At 68.6% G+C, this 18,240-nt stretch carries 20 protein-coding genes; 8 read left to right on the top strand and 12 right to left on the bottom strand.

Features of this window, described 5'->3' with window-relative positions:
- Window positions 1-67 precede the first annotated feature (67 nt).
- The 3 genes from OEZ60_RS00430 to OEZ60_RS00420 all read right to left on the bottom strand — a co-directional run bounded on the left by OEZ60_RS00430 (window position 68) and on the right by OEZ60_RS00420 (window position 2,846).
- Complete coding sequence (locus tag OEZ60_RS00430; protein ID WP_263332088.1) at window positions 68-508, bottom strand: DUF1499 domain-containing protein; 441 nt, start codon at window positions 506-508, stop codon at window positions 68-70.
- The gene (gene speB, locus OEZ60_RS00425) at window positions 505-1,470 is read right to left on the bottom strand and encodes an agmatinase (protein WP_263332086.1); all 966 of its coding nucleotides are present in this window, start codon (window positions 1,468-1,470) and stop codon (window positions 505-507) included. Before speB ends, OEZ60_RS00430 begins: the two co-directional genes overlap by 4 nt.
- A 212-nt stretch (window positions 1,471-1,682) precedes the next feature.
- Window positions 1,683-2,846 carry a M20 aminoacylase family protein gene (locus OEZ60_RS00420; RefSeq protein ID WP_263332084.1) on the bottom strand — a complete coding sequence of 388 codons (1,164 nt, stop codon included), beginning with the start codon at window positions 2,844-2,846 and terminating at the stop codon, window positions 1,683-1,685.
- A 64-nt stretch (window positions 2,847-2,910) separates the two neighbouring features.
- Between OEZ60_RS00420 and mazG the strand changes: the two genes are divergently transcribed.
- The 3 genes from mazG to OEZ60_RS00405 all read left to right on the top strand — a co-directional run bounded on the left by mazG (window position 2,911) and on the right by OEZ60_RS00405 (window position 5,499).
- Complete coding sequence (gene mazG / locus OEZ60_RS00415) at window positions 2,911-3,747, top strand: nucleoside triphosphate pyrophosphohydrolase (protein ID WP_263332082.1); 837 nt, start codon at window positions 2,911-2,913, stop codon at window positions 3,745-3,747.
- A 151-nt stretch (window positions 3,748-3,898) separates the two neighbouring features.
- A complete protein-coding gene (locus OEZ60_RS00410; protein ID WP_263332080.1) occupies window positions 3,899-4,378 on the top strand; it encodes a VOC family protein in 480 nt (159 codons plus the stop codon).
- Window positions 4,379-4,491: 113 nt separating this feature from the next.
- Entirely contained in the window at window positions 4,492-5,499 is a 1,008-nt protein-coding gene (locus tag OEZ60_RS00405; RefSeq protein ID WP_263332078.1) for a Fe(3+) ABC transporter substrate-binding protein, read from the top strand.
- 64 nt (window positions 5,500-5,563) lie between these two features.
- On the opposite strand, the gene OEZ60_RS00400 is transcribed toward OEZ60_RS00405, so the two are convergent.
- From OEZ60_RS00400 to OEZ60_RS00365, 8 genes are all read right to left on the bottom strand, one after another.
- Window positions 5,564-5,689 (bottom strand): hypothetical protein, encoded by a 126-nt coding sequence (locus OEZ60_RS00400; protein ID WP_263332076.1) that lies wholly within the window; start codon window positions 5,687-5,689, stop codon window positions 5,564-5,566.
- 16 nt (window positions 5,690-5,705) lie between these two features.
- Window positions 5,706-6,926, bottom strand: a complete 1,221-nt coding sequence (locus tag OEZ60_RS00395; RefSeq protein WP_263332075.1) for a formate dehydrogenase subunit gamma — start codon at window positions 6,924-6,926, stop codon at window positions 5,706-5,708.
- 25 nt (window positions 6,927-6,951) lie between these two features.
- Window positions 6,952-7,548, bottom strand: coding sequence for a formate dehydrogenase FDH3 subunit beta (gene fdh3B, locus OEZ60_RS00390; RefSeq protein ID WP_263332073.1), 597 nt, complete (start codon window positions 7,546-7,548; stop codon window positions 6,952-6,954).
- A 12-nt stretch (window positions 7,549-7,560) separates the two neighbouring features.
- Window positions 7,561-10,476 (bottom strand): formate dehydrogenase subunit alpha, encoded by a 2,916-nt coding sequence (locus OEZ60_RS00385; protein ID WP_263332071.1) that lies wholly within the window; start codon window positions 10,474-10,476, stop codon window positions 7,561-7,563.
- A gap of 101 nt (window positions 10,477-10,577) precedes the next feature.
- Window positions 10,578-10,769, bottom strand: coding sequence for a twin-arginine translocation signal domain-containing protein (locus OEZ60_RS00380; RefSeq protein WP_263332069.1), 192 nt, complete (start codon window positions 10,767-10,769; stop codon window positions 10,578-10,580).
- Between the two features lie 51 nt (window positions 10,770-10,820).
- The gene (locus OEZ60_RS00375; protein ID WP_263332066.1) at window positions 10,821-11,432 is read right to left on the bottom strand and encodes a TorD/DmsD family molecular chaperone; all 612 of its coding nucleotides are present in this window, start codon (window positions 11,430-11,432) and stop codon (window positions 10,821-10,823) included.
- Entirely contained in the window at window positions 11,429-12,031 is a 603-nt protein-coding gene (locus OEZ60_RS00370; protein ID WP_263332064.1) for a DUF3306 domain-containing protein, read from the bottom strand. Before OEZ60_RS00370 ends, OEZ60_RS00375 begins: the two co-directional genes overlap by 4 nt.
- On the bottom strand, window positions 12,028-12,594 hold the full coding sequence (locus tag OEZ60_RS00365) for a DUF3305 domain-containing protein (protein WP_263332063.1): 567 nt from the start codon (window positions 12,592-12,594) through the stop codon (window positions 12,028-12,030). The genes OEZ60_RS00370 and OEZ60_RS00365 overlap by 4 nt, the downstream gene beginning before the upstream one ends.
- Before the next feature lie 327 nt (window positions 12,595-12,921).
- On the opposite strand from OEZ60_RS00365, the gene OEZ60_RS00360 reads away from it, so the two are divergent.
- Complete coding sequence (locus OEZ60_RS00360) at window positions 12,922-14,874, top strand: 4Fe-4S binding protein (protein ID WP_263332061.1); 1,953 nt, start codon at window positions 12,922-12,924, stop codon at window positions 14,872-14,874.
- A gap of 8 nt (window positions 14,875-14,882) precedes the next feature.
- Here OEZ60_RS00360 and OEZ60_RS00355 read toward each other — a convergent pair whose 3' ends face one another.
- Window positions 14,883-15,623: a c-type cytochrome gene (locus tag OEZ60_RS00355; RefSeq protein WP_263332059.1), complete on the bottom strand. Its 741-nt coding sequence runs from the start codon at window positions 15,621-15,623 to the stop codon at window positions 14,883-14,885.
- 73 nt (window positions 15,624-15,696) lie between these two features.
- Between OEZ60_RS00355 and OEZ60_RS00350 the strand changes: the two genes are divergently transcribed.
- The 4 genes from OEZ60_RS00350 to OEZ60_RS00335 are packed head-to-tail and all read left to right on the top strand — an operon-like array spanning window position 15,697 to window position 18,161.
- Window positions 15,697-15,897 (top strand): DUF6494 family protein, encoded by a 201-nt coding sequence (locus OEZ60_RS00350; RefSeq protein WP_263332057.1) that lies wholly within the window; start codon window positions 15,697-15,699, stop codon window positions 15,895-15,897.
- A complete protein-coding gene (locus tag OEZ60_RS00345) occupies window positions 15,894-16,961 on the top strand; it encodes an Mrp/NBP35 family ATP-binding protein (RefSeq protein WP_263332055.1) in 1,068 nt (355 codons plus the stop codon). Before OEZ60_RS00350 ends, OEZ60_RS00345 begins: the two co-directional genes overlap by 4 nt.
- A complete protein-coding gene (locus OEZ60_RS00340; RefSeq protein WP_263332053.1) occupies window positions 16,958-17,680 on the top strand; it encodes a biotin/lipoate--protein ligase family protein in 723 nt (240 codons plus the stop codon). The genes OEZ60_RS00345 and OEZ60_RS00340 overlap by 4 nt, the downstream gene beginning before the upstream one ends.
- Before the next feature lies 1 nt (window position 17,681).
- The gene (locus OEZ60_RS00335; RefSeq protein ID WP_263332051.1) at window positions 17,682-18,161 is read left to right on the top strand and encodes a DUF6505 family protein; all 480 of its coding nucleotides are present in this window, start codon (window positions 17,682-17,684) and stop codon (window positions 18,159-18,161) included.
- Window positions 18,162-18,240: the final 79 nt, after the last annotated feature.

Genomic DNA, 18,240 nt, shown 5'->3' with positions numbered 1-18,240 from the left:
TGGGTACGCGGGGCCGACGGGGCGTCGGGTAATGGAATGCGGGGGGCCGGAAGATCTGATCACGACCCTAAGGCGTCGTTAACGCGGCGGTCCAGTCCCGGAGCCGGGCGGCATTGACGCCGAAGTCGTCGCGGCCGAAGCGTTGACGGGCGTGCAGCGTGAGCTCGACTTCAGATCCGTTTTGAACCGCCTGCGCCGTTGTGTAGTCGGGGAAGCCAAAGGCGGCGGACCGGGTGAGCCAGGTGATGCGGCCCTCCTCCGGGCTGCCGGCAAGGCGTGTCGTGCGCCTCGTGGCGCGCGCGATGGCATCGAGCCGGGCGAGGACCTCGGCGGGGCTCCGGCCAGGCAAGGTCAGGGCTCCGCGCGCGCCGCCCGGCTCTCCGGTCAGGGTGTCGGCGCCGGGCACGGCAGGATCGACATGCCAGCGCGCCGGGTCGGAGGGGGCGAGGCGAATCCACGCCAGGCCCGCTCCGACGAGAAGCGCAAGGAGGAGGAGCGCCAGCCTCACCCTTTGCGCTTCTGCCAGCAGTAGAGGCAGATCAGCTCATGCGCGACATGGGCGCCGGCGATCGCGGTGGCGCCCGTGGTGTCGTAGGCCGGCGAGACCTCGACGACATCGCCGCCGACGAGATTGATGCCGGCAAGGTCGCGCAGGATCGCCGCGACCTGCCACGAGGCGAGCCCGCCCCAGACCGGGGTGCCGGTGCCGGGCGCGAAGGCGGGGTCGAGGCAATCGATGTCGAAGGTGAGGTAGGTTGGGCGGTCGCCGATCACCGCCTTGATTTTCCTTGCGACTTCAGCCGCACCGGTCTCGTGCACCTCACGCGCGTCGATCACGTTCACGCCCATGAAGTCGTCGTTATGGGTGCGGATGCCGACCTGCACGCTGGTTCTGGGGTCGACGATGCCGGACTTGATCGCCTTGTAGAACATCGTGCCGTGGTCGATCCGCTCGAAATCCTCGTCGACCCAGGTGTCGGAATGGGCGTCGAAATGGAGAAGCGAGATCGGCCCGTACTTCTCGGCATAGGCCTTCAGGATCGGGAAGGTGATGTAGTGGTCGCCGCCGAGCGTTACACTGCCCGCACCGGCCGCGAGGATGCCGCGGATGTGCTCGGTGAGCGTGTCGGGGAAGGCCGAGACCTTGGCATAATCGAAGGCGAGGTCGCCGTAATCGACGATGTCGAACTCGTCGAGCGGCGAGTAGCCCCAGCCATAGGGCGGATCGCAGGGCTGAAGCGCGGAGGCCTCGCGGACCGCGCGCGGCCCGAACCTCGTGCCGGTGCGGTTGGTCACCGCCTGATCGAACGGCACCCCGGTGATCGCGAGGTCGACGCCGGTCAGGTCCTTGCTGTAGCGCCGCCTGAGGAAGCTCGTCGCGCCGCCGAACACGTTCTCGTAGGCGAGCCCGCGCCGCGTCTCGCTGGTGAAGGCCAGATCGACCTGGGTCTTTGCATCTGCCAATGCCATGGAACCATCTCCGTGAAGTTTCGGACATCGTTCGGGGCCGGAGATGTCGCCGATCCGGGTGCCCCATAACGCGCCGCGACCGGTCGATTTGTCAAGATAATTTGATCAAATCACGGACATGTCGAAACCCGAAGGTGCGGCGCCGCTGTCTTGGTGTCAGGTATTTCATATAATTTTCATATCGTTACGGCGCGATATGAAAGCCGGAAGATCTACCCGAGCGGCTGGGCGCGCTCCACCAGCCGGGCGAAGAAGCTCGCGCCATAGGGGGCGGCTTCGTCGTTGAACTCGTAGGCCGGGTGGTGCAGCCCCGCCCCCTTGCCCTGGCCGAGGAAGAGGTAGCAGCCGGGGCGCTTTTCGAGGAGGTAGGAGAAATCCTCCGCCCCCATCTCGCGTCCGCCCTCGGCCTCGACCGCCGCGGCGCCCGACACGTCGCGGGCGGTCTCGACCGCGAAGGCGGTCTGGTCGGGGGCGTTCACGGTCGCGGGGTAGCCGAGTTCGTAGTCGATCTCGGCCTGCACGCCATAGGCGGCGGCATGGCCGGCGACGATCTCCTCGAACCGCGTCTGGATCCGGGCCCGCACCTCGGGGCGGAAGCTGCGGATCGTCGCGCCGAACCAGGCGGTCTCGGGGATGATGTTCGAGGCGGTGCCGGCGTGGATCTCGGTCACCGAGACCACGACCTCGTCCAGGGGATCGATGTTGCGGCTGGCGATCGTCTGCAGCGCGCCGACCATGCCGACCAGCGCCGGGATCGGGTCGACGCATTCGTGCGGATAGGCGCCGTGGCCGCCCCTTCCGGTCAGTGTCACGCGGGCGGTATCGACCGAGGCCATGATCGGGCCCGGCGTGGTCACGAAATGGCCGAGTGGAACGGTCGGCGAGTTGTGGAGCGCATAGACCTCGCCGATGCCGAAGCGTTCGAGGATGCCCTCCTTCACCATGACCTCGCCGCCGCCGCCATCCTCCTCGGCGGGCTGGAAGATCAGCGCGACGCGGCCGCGGAAGCGGCGGGTCTCGGCAAGGTACTTGGCCGCGCCGAGGAGCATCGCGGTATGGCCGTCATGGCCGCAGGCATGCATGACGCCGGGCACTTCCGAGGCGTGTTCGACGCCAGTCGCCTCGGTGATCGGCAGCGCGTCCATGTCGGCCCTGAGACCGATCACCGGCCCCTCGCCCTCGCCGTCGATCAGCGCGACGATCCCGGTCTCGGCGATCCCCTCGTGGATCTCGTCGACGCCGAACTCGCGCAGCTTCGCGGCGACGAAGGCCGCGGTCTTGTGGCAGGCGAAGCGCAGCTCCGGGTGGCGGTGCAGTTGGCGGCGCCATTCCGCCATCTCGGGGGCGTAGGCGGCGATGCGGTTGAGGACGGCCATGTGGACTCTCGGGCGCTATTGCGAATACTGCGCCCCAGATGACCGCAAAATCCCGGAGCACGCAATGACCCTCGACCGCCACGCCTCGGACCGCCTGATCCACGATCCCGAGGGCGGGCTGCCGCGGCTTCTGGAGATCATGGCGCGGCTCAGGGATCCCGCGACCGGCTGTCCCTGGGACATCGAGCAGGATTTTACGACCATCGCGCCCTACACGATCGAGGAGGCCTACGAGGTCGCCGACGCGATCGAGCGCGAGGCCTGGGGCGAGTTGCGAGGCGAGCTGGGCGACCTGCTGCTGCAGACGGTCTATCACGCGCAGATGGCCTCCGAGGCCGGTCATTTCGGGTTCGCCGAGGTAATCCGCGCGATCTCCGACAAGATGGTCGCGCGCCACCCCCATGTCTTCGGCGACGAAAGCCGCGACAAGAGTGCCGAGGACCAGACCCGCGACTGGGAGCGGATGAAGGCGGCCGAACGCGCGGGCGCGGCGGCGCGCGGCACGCTGGATGGTATCGCGATGGGGCTGCCGGCGCTGACGCGGGCGGTGAAGCTGCAGAACCGCGCCGCGCGCGTCGGCTTCGACTGGCCCTCGACCGCCGAGGTCGTCGACAAGATTACCGAGGAGGCGCGCGAGCTGCAGGAGGCCCGCGCCACGATGACGGAGACCGAGATATTCGAGGAGTTCGGCGATCTTCTCTTCGTGATCGCCAATCTCGCGCGGCATCTCAGGATCGACCCGGAGGCGGCGCTCCGGGCCGCCAACGCCAAGTTCACCCGGCGCTTTGCCTCGATCGAATCCGCGCTCGCCCACCGGGGCAAGCGCCCTGAAGAGTCCGACCTCGCCGAGATGGACGCGCTCTGGGACGAGGCGAAACGGCTGGAGAAGGCGGCGAAATAGCCGGCTGCCCGACGGCTCTCGGTCTCCGCACCCAGCCGGCCTCGGCAATCGCTTGCGGCACGCAGGGCTGAGCCGGTATCGTTGATCCCGGCACGGGGCGGTGCCGGCGCTTCCGGTCCCCGAGCCAGCGCTCGCTAAACGGGGATCGCACATGCCAACCGCCAAGACCACGATCTGCCTCTGGTACGACAGGGACGCGGAGGAAGCGGCCCGCTTCTATGCGGCGACGTTCCCCGAGAGTTCGGTCGGCGCGGTCTTCCGCGCGCCCTCCGACTATCCGTCGGGCAAGGCGGGCGACGTGCTGACGGTCGAATTCACGGTCCTCGGCCTCCCCTGCTTCGGCCTCAACGGCGGTCCGGCCTTCTGCCACTCCGAAGCCTTCTCGTTCCAGATCACCACCGACGACCAGGCGGAAACCGACCGCTATTGGAACGCGATCATCGGCAACGGCGGGCAGGAAAGCGCCTGCGGCTGGTGCAAGGACCGCTGGGGGATCTCGTGGCAGATCACGCCGCGCGTCCTGACCGGAGCGCTGGCGGCCGGCGGCGAGGCCGCGAAACGCGCCTTCGACGCGATGATGACGATGACCCGGATCGACGTCGCCGCGATCGAGGCCGCCGTTCGCGGCTGAAATTGCCGGGGATGACGCCTGCGGCCAAATAGGCGACCAGTTTAATCAGGTATTGACGCGCCCCTGCAGGTCGGGAATAAGGACGCCAGAATATCTGACCAAAGGAGTCGACTATGTCCCTGCGGACACCGCTTTTCGCCCTTTCGCTCGCCGCTCTCGCCGGACCTGCGCTCGCCGAAGAAGTCAACGTCTACTCGTCGCGCCAGCCGGAACTGGTGCAACCGCTCTTCGACGCCTTCACCGCCGAGACCGGCATCGCCGTCAATGTCGCCCATGTCGACAAGGGCCTGGTCGAGCGGCTATCGAGCGAGGGCGACCGCAGCCCGGCCGACCTCGTGATGACCGTCGACATCGCCAAGCTCTCGCAGGTGGTCGAGGCGGGCGTGACCCAGCCGGTCTCCTCCGAAGTGCTCGCCGCCAACATCCCGGCGGAGTTCCGCGACCCCGGCAACCAGTGGTTCGGGCTCACGACCCGCGCCCGCATCGTCTATGCCTCGAAGGAGCGCGTGGCCGATGGCGAGGTGACGACCTACGAGGATCTCGCGGACCCGAAATGGCAGGGCCGGATCTGCACCCGTCCGGGGACGCATGACTACAACCTCGCGCTGATGGCGGCGATGATCGAGCATCACGGCGCCGAATATGCGAAGGAATGGGCCACCGGCCTGCGCGCCAACCTCGCCCGCAAGCCCGAGGGCAACGATCGGGCGCAGGTGAAGTCGATCTGGGCCGGCGAATGCGACATCTCGCTTGGCAATACCTATTACATGGGCGCGATGCTGAGCGATCCCGAGCAGGTCGAATGGGCCAACTCGGTGCGCATCGTCTACCCGGTGTTCGAAGGCGACGGCACCCATATGAACGTCTCGGGCGTGGCGATGACCAAGTCGGCGCCGAACCATGACGCGGCGCTGAAACTGATGGAGTTCCTGTCGTCCGACGAGGCGCAGAAGATCTATGCCGGGCTCAACCACGAATTCCCGGTCAAGCCGGGCGTGGCGCGGTCGGAAGTGGTCGCAAGCTGGGGCGAGTTCACCCCGGACAGCCTCAACCTCATGGATGTCGCGAAGTCGCGGCCCGAGGCGCTGAAGTTGATGGAAGAAGTGAACTTCGACGGCTAATCCGCTGTTCAAGAAACGAAATGCGCCGGGCCCTTCCCGGCGCATTTTGCATTTTTGGCTGCCGTCAATCGAGCCGAACCGACGGCCCGCTCGTCACCTCGCGCGCGGAAAAGCCCGCGCGGTCGAGCGCAAAGTCAGCCAGGACCGCGATTGCGGCGGCCGACAGGAACGCGAGCAGCATTACCTTCATCGCCTCTCCTTCCCGCTCACTCGGCCGGGGCGCCCGGCGGGTGGTCCGGCGCGGCGCCGGTCACCTCCTCGTACCACAGCGAATGGTGCTCCTTGGCCCATTGCACGTCGACCTCGCCCGATCCGACCGCGTCGAAGGCGCCTTCCATGCCGATCGAGCCGAGGTAGATATGGGCGATGATGATGGCGATGAAGGCGAAGGCGACGATGCCGTGCCAGGCCTGCGCCAGTTGCATTTCCTGATGCGGCCCAAGCACCTCGGGCAATGGCCCGAGGCCGACAAGCTGCGGAAGGCCGGTCGCGTTCAGCACCTCGAAGGTCTTGGCGAACATCGGCAATTCGAACGGAAAAAGGAGCGAGAGCCCCGAGAGCGAGATCGACAGGCCGAGCACCACAACCGCCCAGAAGACGATCTTCTGACCCGCGTTGAACTTGCGCGCCGGCGGGTGCACACCCTTGCTGAAGAGGCCGCCCCCCTTGGCGAGCCACACCAGATCGTGCCGGTTCGGGAGGTTGTGGCCGATCCAGACCACGATGACCAGCGCGAGCCCGGCCATGAAGGCCCAGGAGAAGTTGTTGTGCGCCCATTTCCCGGCCGCGGCGAGGGGCGCATAGGCCTCCTTGCCGAGGAGCGGGATCAGCGCGATCCGGCCGAAGAGAATCATCAGCCCGGTCAGCGCCAGCACGATGAACGAACCCGCCATCAGCCAGTGGCCGAAGCGTTCGACCGCGCCGAAGCGGCGCACGGTTTGCCCGGTGCGCCCGCCCTCGATGCGGATCCGGCCCCGGAGAAGGAAGAAGGGCAGGATCACCGCGATCATGGCGATGAGCCCGTAGCCGCCGTAGATCAGCAGCGGCCCCTCGCGGAACTTCAGCCAGCGCATGCCGCCGTCCTGGATCACCACGCCCGCCGCGGGCGCCGAGGTCGAGACCGTCACCGAAGCCTCGCCATAGCGTAAGGCGCGCCAAAGCTCGGGGTCGGAGACGCCGCCGAGCGTGCCAAGCTGCTCGGAGGGGTCGGCGGCCGACGCGGGATCACCGGTTTCCCCGCGCCGGAAGCTGTCGTCGATCTTTTCGCCCCGCTGCCGCGCGAGGATGTCCTCGAGCGTCTGCGCCCCACCGGTGGCAGCGCGCGGATCCTCCGCGCCGCCCTCCACGGTCTGGGCCAGCGGCGCGGTGGCCGCGAGGCCCAGCGCCAGGATCGCCGCCGAGAGGATGCGAATGCCGCGAACGCTCATGCTCTCCCCCGATCGCAGGTGCCGGTCAGTTGCCCGCCTTCTGTTCATAGGCCGTGCCCCAGCCCCAGGCGCCCGAGCCGAAGCCGCGCGCCACGACCCGCTCGCGGTAGATCGCCGAGACCACGTCGCCGTCGCCGGCGAGAAGCGCCTTGGTCGAGCACATCTCGGCGCAGATCGGCAGCTTGCCTTCCGCGATGCGGTTGCGGCCGTACTTGGCGAACTCGGCGGTGGAATTGTCCGCCTCCGGGCCGCCGGCACAGAAGGTGCATTTGTCCATCTTGCCGCGCGAACCGAAATTGCCGGCCTGCGGATACTGCGGCGCCCCGAAGGGGCAGGCGTAGAAGCAATAGCCGCAGCCGATGCAGAGGTCCTTGGAATGCAGGACGATGCCGTCCTCGGTCTGGTAGAAGCAGTCGACGGGGCAGACCGCCATGCAGGGCGCGTCCGAACAGTGCATGCAGGCGACCGAGATCGACCTTTCGCCGGGCTTGCCGTCGTTGATGGTCACGACCCGGCGGCGGTTGATGCCCCAAGGCACCTCATGTTCGTTCTTGCAGGCGGTGACGCAGGCGTTGCACTCGATGCAGCGTTCGGCGTCACAGAGGAATTTCACGCGTGCCATATCCGTTCCTCCCTATGCTGCGCTGATCTTGCAAAGCGTGCACTTGGTCTCCTGCATCAGGGTGACCGAGTCGTAGCCGTAGGTCTGCGCGGTGTTGGAACTTTCGCCGAGGACGTATGGGTCGGCGCCCGGTGGATACTTGTCGCGCAGGTCGTTGCCCTGGAAATGCCCGCCGAAATGGAAGGGCATGAAGGCGACGCCCTCACCCACCCTTTCGGTCACCATCGCCATGACCTTGACGGCCGATCCCTCGGCGCCCTCGACCCAGACCTGTTGCCGGTCGCGGATGCCGAGGTTGTTGGCGTCGCGCGGGTTGATCTCCACGAACATGTCCTGCTGAAGCTCCGCGAGCCACGGGTTAGACCGGCTCTCGTCGCCGCCGCCCTCGTATTCGACGAGCCGCCCGGAGGTCAGGATCATCGGATAGTCCGCCGTGAAGTCCTTCTCCTGGATCGAGGCATACATCGTCGGCAGTCGGTAGAGCTTGCGGTCGTCATAGGTCGGGTAATCGGCCACGAGGTCGCGCCGCGGCGTGTAGAGCGGTTCGCGGTGCAGTGGCACCGGGTCGGGGAAGGTCCAGACCACGGCGCGGGCCTTGGCATTGCCGAAGGGCGCGCATTCGTGCTTGATCGCGACCCGCTGGATACCGCCCGAAAGATCGAGCTTCCAGTTGGCCGTGGGCCCGCCCACCGCCTCGATCGCGGCACGCTCCTCGTCGGTGAGATCCCCGTCCCAGCCGAGGTCCATCAGCATCTGCATGGTGAACTCGGGGTAGCCGTCCTGGATCTCGGACCCCGCCGAATAGACGCCCTCGGCCAGAAGGTTCTCTCCGTCGCGCTCCACCCCGAAGCGGGCGCGGAAGGTGAGGCCGCCCTGGCTGACCGGCATCGACATGTCGTAGAGGTTCGCGGTGCCGGGGTGACCCATCTCTGGCGTGCCCCAGCAGGGCCAGGGAAGCCCGTAAAACTCGCCGTCCGCCGGTCCGCCCACTGCTCGCAGCGTCGTCTTGTCGAAGGTGTGCTGGTTGGCCATGTGCAGCTTCAGCCGCTCGGGGCTCTGGCCGGTGTAGCCGATGGTCCACATGCCGCGGTTGAACTCGCGGGTGATGTCCTCGATCACCGGCTCGCCGTCCTTGACCTCGATATTGCGGAAGAGCCGGTCTGAGAAGCCGAACTTGTCGGCGAACATGCGGATGATCGTGTGGTCCGGGAGCGATTCAAAGACCGGCTCCACCACCTTCTCGCGCCATTGCAACGAGCGGTTCGAGGCGGTCACCGATCCGCTCGTCTCGAACTGGGTCGAGGCCGGCAGGAGCCAGACGCCGTCGGTGCGGTCATGCAGCACCGCCGAGACGGTCGGATAGGGGTCGATCACGACGAGCATGTCGAGCTTTTCCATCGCCGTCTTCATCTCGGCGCCGCGGGTCTGCGAGTTCGGCGCATGCCCCCAGAGCACCATGGCCCGGACATTGTCGTTCTGGTCCATGTTGGCCTTGTCTTCCAGGACCCCGTCGATCCAGCGCGAGACCGGGATGCCGCTCGTGTTCATCAGGCTGATGTCGTTGCCGTCGCCGTCCTTGGCGACATTGCCGTCGGCATCCTTGAGCATGTCGAACCGGCCCTTGAGCCAGTCGAGATCCTCGCCCCAGACCCGGCTCCAGTGCGCCCAGGCGCCGCCCGAAAGGCCGTAATAGCCCGGCAGGTCGTGGGAAAGGACACCGAGGTCGGTGGCGCCTTGAACGTTGTCATGGCCGCGGAAGATGTTGGTGCCGCCGCCGGCAGTGCCCATGTTGCCGAGCGCGAGCTGCAGCACGCAGTAGGCGCGGGTGTTGTTGTTGCCGTTGGTGTGCTGGGTGCCGCCCATGCACCAGATCACGGTGCCGGGCCGGTTGTTGGCGAGCGTCATCGCCACCCGGCGAAGCTGCGAGCCCGGCACGCCGGTCACCCGCTCGGTCTCCTCGGGCGTCCACTTCTTCACCTCGTCGCGGATCTGGTCCATGCCCCAGACACGGGTGCGGATGAACTCCTTGTCCTCCCAGCCGTTCTCGAAGATGTGCCAGAGGAGGCCCCAGATCAGCCCAACGTCTGTGCCGGGCCGCAGCCGCACATATTCGTCGGCATGGGCAGCGGTGCGGGTGAAGCGCGGATCGCAGACGATCAGGGCCGCGTTGTTCTCCTCCTTGGCCTTCAGGAGATGCATGAGCGAGACAGGGTGCGCCTCGGCCGGGTTGCCGCCGATGAGGAAGATCGCCCTCGAGTTATGGATGTCGTTGTAGCTGTTGGTCATGGCGCCGTAGCCCCATGTGTTGGCCACTCCGGCGACCGTCGTCGAATGGCAGATCCGCGCCTGGTGGTCGACGTTGTTCGATCCCCAATAGGCCGCGAACTTGCGGAAGAGATAGGCGCCCTCGTTGGAATGCTTGGCCGAACCCAGCCAGTAGACGCTGTCAGGCCCGCTTTCCTCGCGGATCTTGAGCATGCCGTCGCCGATCTCGTTGATCGCGTCCTCCCAGCTCATCCGCTTCCACTCGCCGCCTTCCTTCTTCATCGGGTACTTGAGGCGGCGCTCGCCATGCGCATGCTCGCGGACGCTGGCGCCCTTGGCGCAATGGGCGCCGAGGTTGAACGGGCTGTCCCAGCCCGGTTCCTGGCCGATCCAGACGCCGTTCTCGACCTCGGCGATGACGGTGCAGCCGACCGAGCAATGGGTGCAGACCGTCTTGACCGTCTTGACCGCCGTCGCGGCGGCCTCCTGTGCCTTTGCGCGGCGCACCGTGCCGCCAGTGGCGCCGATCGCGGCAAGCCCGCCGATGGCGAGCCCCGATCCGCGCAGGAAGGCGCGGCGGTCGACCGTGGTTTCACCTGTAGCGGACAGGGCCGTCATTCGCTGCGTTCCGGTCGCAGCCCTGCTCGTCTTTTTCCTGAGCATCCTCATCTCCCTTGCTGGTCCGGCCGCGAAGGCCGGTGGCTGGGTCAGTCCCCTCGCGCCGGGGCCAATCTTCCGCCGGCCCGGGGGGGCGCGTCCCGGTCTCAGAACCGGGCGCTGGCGTAGTAGGCGCGGGTATGGGCGGTGTCCTGCAGCCCCTTGGTCTTCGGCTGCTCCTCGGCCGCCGCCTCGTCGGGGCCGAGTGCGGCCGCCGCCGCCGCCGCCGGCGCGGCGGTCGATGCCAGTTTCAGGAAATCGCGGCGAGTGGTCCGGTCCGCATCCCTGGTCTTGCCCATCGGTCAATCCTCCCTTGCAACCTTGCGGCGGGTCCTTCCCGCCTTCCTTGTTCACTCCCCCAGAAGGCGGAACGCCTCCTTCTCGATCACCATGAACTCGCGCCCGATCGTGCCGACCGGGGCATAGAGAACCGATCCTTTCGCGGTTTCGAGATCGGCAAAGAAATGCCCCGCCCAGGGCGCGACATGGCGGTTGAAGAACTCTTTCTGGCGGTCGAGCGGGCGGACCATGCCGAAACGGCCGTCGATCAGCCCCGCCATCATCTCCATCAGACTCGCGATGTTGTCCTCGGGCTCGTAGACGCTCTCGGACCGCGCCAGCCCGAGCGTCGCCATGTCGCGGCGCAGGAGCATGAGCGGCTTTTCGTTGAGGAACCCGGTCAGGTAGTAGCTCGCATAGGGCAGCAATTCGCCCCGCCCGAGGCCGATGAAGAGCCGGGTGAACTCGCGCTTGGCCGAGACCGGCGTCGCGGCGGCGGCGAGCTTTGCCAGCGCCGCGATCGCCCGGCCGAGCGGGCTCGCGTCGCCGGTCAGCGCCGCGGTCTTGTCCAGAAGCGCCCGGTCGGGCGGCGCGGCGAATAGCGCCGAGAGGAAGCCGTAGAGATCGGCGCGGAGCCGGTCCTCCTCGGTGATCGCGGCGTGAGGCATGGCGGTGCCGGTCATGTCCGCAGCTCCGTGCATGCGTCATCGAACGTGAAGCGCATGTGGCGGCGCGTCGGCGCCCTTTCTTCCTCCACTACCTGCGGCGCCGTCTCGATCGGATCGACCGAAGCGACCATGTCTTCCGGGGCAGGCTCCGGGATCTCGTCCGGCACGGCGGCCTCGACCACGGTCTGTTCCGGCGCCGCCAGCGCCGTCAGATGGCGCAGCATGCCGCGCCCGACCTGGTAGGCGGTGCGCAGGTCCGGCCTGACCGTGGCGGCGTCGGTATAATCCTCGCCGTGATCGACGAGCCCGTCGAGATTGGAGAGCACCGGATTGCTCCGCCACAGCCGCCTGAGCGCGCGGCGGCGCAGATGCTCCGGCACGGCCTCCTTCAGGAAGGCCGCGAAATCGTCGCCGCGCTCCAGCGTGTCGGGATCGGCGAGGCCCAGCGCGTCGAGGATTTCCGCGTCGCTCTTGCCCGCCAGTGCCGCCTCGCGCGCGGCGCGCTCCGCCGTGGCTTCTGCGGCGCGGGCGTCTTCGGCCTCCGCCTCGGCTTCGGCGACCACCGCGGCGCGGCGTCGGCTCCAGAAATCGCTGTCGGGGCGCGCGGGGCTCATCCCGTCCCCTCCCGCGTCGAAAGGCCCGGCGCCCGGTAGACGTCAGCCTCCTGCCGGATCCGCGGATCGCCCCGCCCCTCTTCGGCCGTGTCGACCCGCGCGCGGTCGCGGCGGCGCTTCACGAAGGGCGTCTCGACGTGGTGGGCCGCGACGAAATCGCCGATCCAGGCGATCAGCCCTGCGGGCATCGGAACGCATTCGATGAGCCCGTCGCCGCTGTCCATGTAGTCCTGGCCCTCATAGGCCGAGGCGGTGACGAGGACCGGCGTCCAGGGCATCGGTGCGGCGGGATCCTCGGCGCTGCGCAGCACGACGACGAGGCCCGGCTCGCGCGCCGAGAGCGTCGCCCTGTAGCCTTCGGTATCGCTGGACCAGAGGTCCAGCGGCAGCGTCGCAGCGTGGTACTCGACCGTCTCGCCCTCGCGGCGGATCACGCGCCAGCGTGCAGGCCCCGCCCCCGGCAGAAGCGCCGTCACCTTCCACGCCCAGGCGGCCCAGCGGGTCACACCCGGCGATTTCCGGACGACGATGCCAACAGGCAAAGATGCACGCGCAAGCGCCATCGCGCTCTACGATCCTCCCCCCTTTTCTGCCCGCATTCTCACGGTCGGTGCTGAACCCAAGCCTGCACCACACCGCCCGCATCACAAAGAGGAATCACGCCGAATCGCGAAAACGTGCACAGTCAAGGGATTGAACCGGTGGTATTTTCACACGACGCAACGGAATGTTCGCACAGCCAGCCCCGATTTTCGGGAATATTTTCCCAAAGTTTCGCAGAAACCGCGAACGAATCGATTTCGACTCGCGATCACGGCCTTTACGCGGCGGGCTCTTTCATGCTCGCATTCACGCCAGACGGTCGGCGCCGCCGCACACCGGGGAAACACATGCCCAAGCGCCTCTTGCTCTGCGATTGCCTCGGAAGCCAGAAGATCGACGCCAAGGCACTCGCCAATGCGACCGAACTTGACGCGTCACGCGTCCATTCGGCGCTCTGCACGCGCGAGATCGCCGTGGCCGCCAAGGCGATCGGCGAGGAGGAGGTGGTGATCGCCTGCGCCCAGGAGGCCGCGCGCTTTGCCGAGCTTGCCGCGGACCTCGACCGCCCTGCCCCCGCCTGCATCGACATCCGCGACCGCGCCGGCTGGTCAGACGGCAGCGACACCGCGCCGAAGATGGCCGCCCTTCTCGCCCAGGCGCTGCTGCCCGTGCCGCCGACGAAGACGGTCGATGTCGTCTCGGAGGGGACGTGCCTCGTCATCGGCCGCGCCGAAGTCGCCCTGCCGGCGGCAGAGCGGCTGGCCGAGGCGCTCGCCGTCACGGTCCTTCTCGATGCGGGCGGAGAGCTGCCGGTGACGCGCGGCTTCGAGGTGGTCACCGGCCGGATCGTGAGCGTGACCGGGACACTCGGCCGCTTCACGCTTAGGCTCGACACGCTCCGGCAGTTGGAGCCCGGCGGGCGCGGCGCCTTCGCGCTGGGTCCCGCGCGCGATGGGGCCGAGACGCGCTGCGACGTGATCCTCGATCTTTCGGGCGGAGCACCGCTCTTTCCCGCGCCCGAGAAGCGCGACGGCTACCTGCGTGCGGACCCCGGCGATCCGAACCGGGTGGCGGCGGCGGTGTTCGAAGCCGCCCAACATGTCGGCACGTTCGAAAAGCCGCTCCATGTCGCACTTGCCCCCGAACTTTGCGCCCATTCTCGGGCCGGTCAGACCGGCTGCACCCGCTGTCTCGACGCCTGCCCGACCGGCGCCATAACGCCGGACGGCGACCATGTCGCGGTGGATCCGATGGTCTGCGCCGGTTGCGGCGCCTGTTCCGCGCTCTGCCCCTCGGCCGCGATCGCCTATGACGTGCCTCCGGTGGCGTATCTCTTGCGCCGCATCGCGGTTCTGGCAGACACCTATCGCGCTGCAGGTGGCCGCGCGGCCCGGCTACTGGTCCACGACGCCCCGCATGGCCGCGAGATGATCGCGCTTGCCGCCCGCTTCGGCCGCGGTCTGCCGGCAGAGGTGATTCCGCTCGAGGTCGCGGCGCTGGCGGGCTTCGGCCATGCCGAGATGCTGGCCGCACTCGCGGTCGGGTTCGATGGCGTCGACGTGCTGACGGCGCCGCGCACCGACCGCGACACGCTTGCACGCGAAGCGTCGCTCGCGGCGGCGATGGGCGCAGGCGGGCGGGTCCGGCTCCTCGATCTTGCCGATCCCGAGGCGCTGTCCGACGCGCTCTATGGCACGGCGCCGGAGCCTCTGGACATCGCGCCGGTCTTGCCGCTCGGCAGCCGCCGGCAGGTGGCGCGGCTGGCCGCAAAGGCGCTGGTGGGCGACGCGGGGCCGCTGCCGCTGCCAGCGGGCGCGCCCTATGGCGCGGTCCGCGTCGATACGGATGCCTGCACGCTTTGCCTCTCCTGCGCCTCGCTTTGCCCCTCGGGAGCGCTTCTCGCCAATCCGGACAAGCCGCAGCTTCGCTTCCAGGAGGATGCCTGCCTGCAATGCGGGCTCTGCGCGACGGTCTGCCCCGAGGACGCGATCACGCTCGAACCGCGCTTCGATCCCACCGACGCGGCCCTTGGCCAGAGCGTCCTCAAGGAGGAGGAGCCCTTCGCCTGCATCGAATGCGGCAAGCCCTTCGGCGTGCGCTCCACGGTCGAGCGGATCGTTGAGAAGCTCGCCGGCAAGCACCCGATGTTCGCCGACAGCGCCGCCGGGCGGCTGATCCAGATGTGCGACGACTGCCGCATCCGCGCCCAGTATCACGGCGAGGCCAATCCGCTGGCCGCGGGCGAGCGCCCGGCGGTGCGGACGACCGACGACTACCTTTCCAAGCGGCGGGATCACTGAGGATGGCGTTAACGGCTCTGGATATCCGCCCCGAGATCGGCCGCCGGGATGCCGGCGACATAGGCGCGGAGTGCGGCGGCCTCGGCCGCGGTGATCTCGACCGGCACGATCGGCGGCGGGCGCGCGGGGTCGAAGGGCGGGCTGATGCCCTCGACCCGAAGGAAGGCGGGATGGGGGTTGAGCGCGTAGAAGGCCGCGAAGCGGTCGGCCCAGTCCGAGAGCGTCTTCAGGGCCGCGAAGGAGGGCGTCGAGCCGAGCGTCATCGCGGTCAGGCCCGGCGCCACGCGGTGGCAGCGGGCGCAATGCTCATGGGCCACCTCGCGGCCGAGTGCCGCGTCGCCCTCGACGGGCGCGGGCGCCTCCTGCACCACCTCGGGCGGCGCGGAGAACGGCGACCCATCGGTCGGCGCGAAGGAAGCGAGCGTGTTCCGCCCGACCTCGGAGCCGAGCCAGTCGGCGAAGCGATGCGCCGCGTCGTTGTCTCCGGCAAGGTCGAGCGCGTAGAGCGCCTGCCCCCGCGCCATCACCGGTGCCGCGCCGGGTCCGGCCGGGCCGAGCCTCGCATCGGCCGCGCCCTCGACCAGCCGCGCGCGACGGCCGGTTTTCAACGCGAAGCGCGGCAGGATATAGTCGAGCAAACCGCTGGCCACGATCTCCGGCGGAGCCGAGAGCGTGAACTCGCGCGCCTCCTCCGTCCGCGCCGGCAGCGCGGTGAGGGCGAGGAACAGGATGGCAAGCCGGATCCGCATGGCGCGGCCCTCCCGGCACCAAGGCTAGGGGCGCGCCGGCGGCCCGGTCAACCGTTGCGGAAAGGACGGGATCATGGATGACGATTTCAACATGTCGATGCGCAAGTTCCTCAAACAGGTCGGCGTGACCTCGCAGCAGGCGATCGAGAAGGCCGTGCGCGAGGCCGGGCCGGCCGCGGCGGGCAGGACCCTCTCGGCCAAGGTGGTGCTGACGATCGAGGGGCTCGACGTCGAGCATGTGGTGACCGGCAAGATCACCGGACCGTCTGCATGAGCATCACGCGGGACGCCGTTCTTGACGTCCTGAAGTCGGTTGCCGACCCGGTCGGCGGCAAAGACATCGTTTCGGCCGGCATCGTCCGGGCGCTGACGGTCGAGGGCGGCACGGTGCGCTTCGTCCTCGAGATCGACCCGGCGCGGGCGCAGCGGATGGAGCCCGCGCGTGCCGAAGCCGAGGCGCGGCTCCGCGCCCTGCCGGGCGTCGACACCGTCTCGGTGGTGATGACCGCGCACAGCGCCGCACCTCAGCCGCCCGACCTCAAGGGCGGCGCGCGGCCGAAGCCGCAGGGGCCGGAGAAGGTGCCGGGCGTCGAGCGCATCGTCGCCATCGCCTCCGGAAAGGGCGGTGTCGGCAAGTCGACCGTGGCCGCCAACCTCGCCGTGGCGCTGGCCGCCGAGGGGCGCCGGGTGGGCCTCCTCGATGCCGATGTCTACGGGCCGTCGCAGCCCCGAATGCTCGGCGTTTCCGGCCGTCCCGCCTCGCCCGACGGCAAGACGATCCTGCCGCTGAGGAATCACGGCGTCACGCTGATGTCGCTCGGCCTGCTCACGCAGGAGGACGAGGCGGTGGTCTGGCGCGGGCCGATGCTGATGGGCGCGCTGCAGCAGATGCTGTTTCAGGTCCAGTGGGGCGCTCTCGACATTCTCCTCGTCGACCTGCCGCCCGGCACCGGCGACGTGCAGATGACGCTCGCGCAGAAGGCCGAGGTCACGGGCGCGATCATCGTCTCGACGCCGCAGGACATAGCCCTTCTCGACGCCCGCAAGGGCATCGACATGTTCCGCAAGATGGGCACACCGATCCTCGGCATGATCGAGAACATGGCGGTTCACATCTGTTCGAACTGCGGCCACGAGGAGCATATCTTCGGCCACGGCGGCGTGCGCGCCGAAGCCGCGCGGCTCGGCGTGCCGCTCCTGGCCGAGATCCCACTCCATCTCGACATCCGCACCGCCTCGGACGGCGGCGCGCCGGTTGTGGCGTCGAAAGCAGCCTCGCCCCAGGCCCGCGCCTTCCGCGAGCTGGCTCGGCGGCTCGTCGCCGAGGGGCTGGCATGAGCGCGGCGCCGGTCTTCCCGCCCCTGATGACGGGGCGCGCGGCCGAAGCCGAGGATCCCTTCCTGCTGGCCTGCAAAGAGGCCGAGTCCGATGGCGATCCCGGCCTGCTCGTCTGGCGCGTCACCTCCGAAACCCTGAGCGCGGCGCTGGTGCTGGTCCCGGAATCCCTGCTCGAACCGGCGATGGCGGGCTTCATCGCCTGCGCGGTCGGATTGCAGAACGCGCTCGGCGCGCTGGCGCCTCCGGAAACGGCGGTGCATCTCGACTGGTCCGGCGGGATCATCCTCAACGGCGCGGAGGCGGGACGGCTGCGGGTCGCCGCACCAAGTCGCGATCCGGCGGAGGAGCCCGACTGGCTCGTCGTCGGCTTCGACCTCGCCCTATCACTGCCGCCCGGCGCCGAACCTGGAGAGAACCCCGGGCGCACCGCGCTCGATCAGGAGGGCTGCGGCGGGCTCGATCCGCTGCGGCTCCTCGAAGCCTGGTCGCGCCACACGCTCCTGTGGCTCAACGCGCTTGACGATGCCGAGGGGCGCGCAGACCTGCACCGCGAATGGCAGGGGCTCGCCTGGAAGCTCGGGGAAACCGTCGCGGTGACCGTGGCGGGCCTGCAGGAGGCGGGCCGCTTCCTCGGCGCCGACGAGAATTTCGGCATGCTGATCGAGACCGGCGGCACCACCCGGTTGATCCGGCTGTCGGCCCTGATCGAGGAGGTCTGACGTGCAGCTCGCCCGCGCGATCCATTTCGACGAAAGCGACAGGAACGTCTTTGCCAGCCCGGCACGGACCGGGGAATGGGCGATTTCCGGCGGCTTCGAGTTTTCGAACTGGGGCGAGGCGGACCTCGTCGGCAAGCAGCGCCAGGCCTTCACCAACGGCTGGCTCGGGATCGAGACCTTCGGGCGCGTGACCTTCGTCGCCGTGACCCGGATCGAGGCGGCCGAACTGGCGGCGCTCACCGAGCGGCTGGCGCGGCATTTCGTCGAGGTCTACGGCGCGCCCTCCATCGAGGCGGCGCGCCCCGTGGCGGCGGAGGAGCTTGCGCAGATGGCCGATCTCTGCGCCGAGCATGCGCCGAACACGGTTCTGACCGTCTGGCGCGACCTGACCGATGCCGGTGTGCGCGAGCAGTACCGCTTCATCGAGGCGACCGAGGCCGGGATCGACCAGTTCGCGATCCACGGGCAGCTCGAGGATTAGCGGCCGGCACGATTCCGACGCACGAACCGACATATTTCCGTTGCCCCGAATCGCTATTGCCGCCTTCGTCAGGGACAAC

The organism is Albidovulum salinarum, assembly GCF_025673475.1.
Classification (GTDB): domain Bacteria; phylum Pseudomonadota; class Alphaproteobacteria; order Rhodobacterales; family Rhodobacteraceae; genus Albidovulum; species Albidovulum salinarum.
Note: the sequence above shows the minus strand (reverse complement) of the source record. Positions and strands in the feature narration are given on the sequence as shown.

Excerpts from the sequence above, each read along its gene's own strand:
- speB (WP_263332086.1), bottom strand. The coding sequence starts at position 1,470 with ATGGCATTGGCAGATGCAAAGACCCAGGTCGATCTGGCCTTCACCAGC.
- OEZ60_RS00420 (WP_263332084.1), bottom strand. The coding sequence starts at position 2,846 with ATGGCCGTCCTCAACCGCATCGCCGCCTACGCCCCCGAGATGGCGGAA.
- mazG (WP_263332082.1), top strand. The coding sequence starts at position 2,911 with ATGACCCTCGACCGCCACGCCTCGGACCGCCTGATCCACGATCCCGAG.
- OEZ60_RS00410 (WP_263332080.1), top strand. The coding sequence starts at position 3,899 with ATGCCAACCGCCAAGACCACGATCTGCCTCTGGTACGACAGGGACGCG.
- OEZ60_RS00405 (WP_263332078.1), top strand. The coding sequence starts at position 4,492 with ATGTCCCTGCGGACACCGCTTTTCGCCCTTTCGCTCGCCGCTCTCGCC.
- OEZ60_RS00400 (WP_263332076.1), bottom strand. The coding sequence starts at position 5,689 with ATGAAGGTAATGCTGCTCGCGTTCCTGTCGGCCGCCGCAATCGCGGTC.
- OEZ60_RS00395 (WP_263332075.1), bottom strand. The coding sequence starts at position 6,926 with ATGAGCGTTCGCGGCATTCGCATCCTCTCGGCGGCGATCCTGGCGCTG.
- fdh3B (WP_263332073.1), bottom strand. The coding sequence starts at position 7,548 with ATGGCACGCGTGAAATTCCTCTGTGACGCCGAACGCTGCATCGAGTGC.
- OEZ60_RS00385 (WP_263332071.1), bottom strand. The coding sequence starts at position 10,476 with ATGCTCAGGAAAAAGACGAGCAGGGCTGCGACCGGAACGCAGCGAATG.
- OEZ60_RS00380 (WP_263332069.1), bottom strand. The coding sequence starts at position 10,769 with ATGGGCAAGACCAGGGATGCGGACCGGACCACTCGCCGCGATTTCCTG.
- OEZ60_RS00375 (WP_263332066.1), bottom strand. The coding sequence starts at position 11,432 with ATGACCGGCACCGCCATGCCTCACGCCGCGATCACCGAGGAGGACCGG.
- OEZ60_RS00370 (WP_263332064.1), bottom strand. The coding sequence starts at position 12,031 with ATGAGCCCCGCGCGCCCCGACAGCGATTTCTGGAGCCGACGCCGCGCC.
- OEZ60_RS00365 (WP_263332063.1), bottom strand. The coding sequence starts at position 12,594 with ATGGCGCTTGCGCGTGCATCTTTGCCTGTTGGCATCGTCGTCCGGAAA.
- OEZ60_RS00360 (WP_263332061.1), top strand. The coding sequence starts at position 12,922 with ATGCCCAAGCGCCTCTTGCTCTGCGATTGCCTCGGAAGCCAGAAGATC.
- OEZ60_RS00355 (WP_263332059.1), bottom strand. The coding sequence starts at position 15,623 with ATGCGGATCCGGCTTGCCATCCTGTTCCTCGCCCTCACCGCGCTGCCG.
- OEZ60_RS00350 (WP_263332057.1), top strand. The coding sequence starts at position 15,697 with ATGGATGACGATTTCAACATGTCGATGCGCAAGTTCCTCAAACAGGTC.
- OEZ60_RS00345 (WP_263332055.1), top strand. The coding sequence starts at position 15,894 with ATGAGCATCACGCGGGACGCCGTTCTTGACGTCCTGAAGTCGGTTGCC.
- OEZ60_RS00340 (WP_263332053.1), top strand. The coding sequence starts at position 16,958 with ATGAGCGCGGCGCCGGTCTTCCCGCCCCTGATGACGGGGCGCGCGGCC.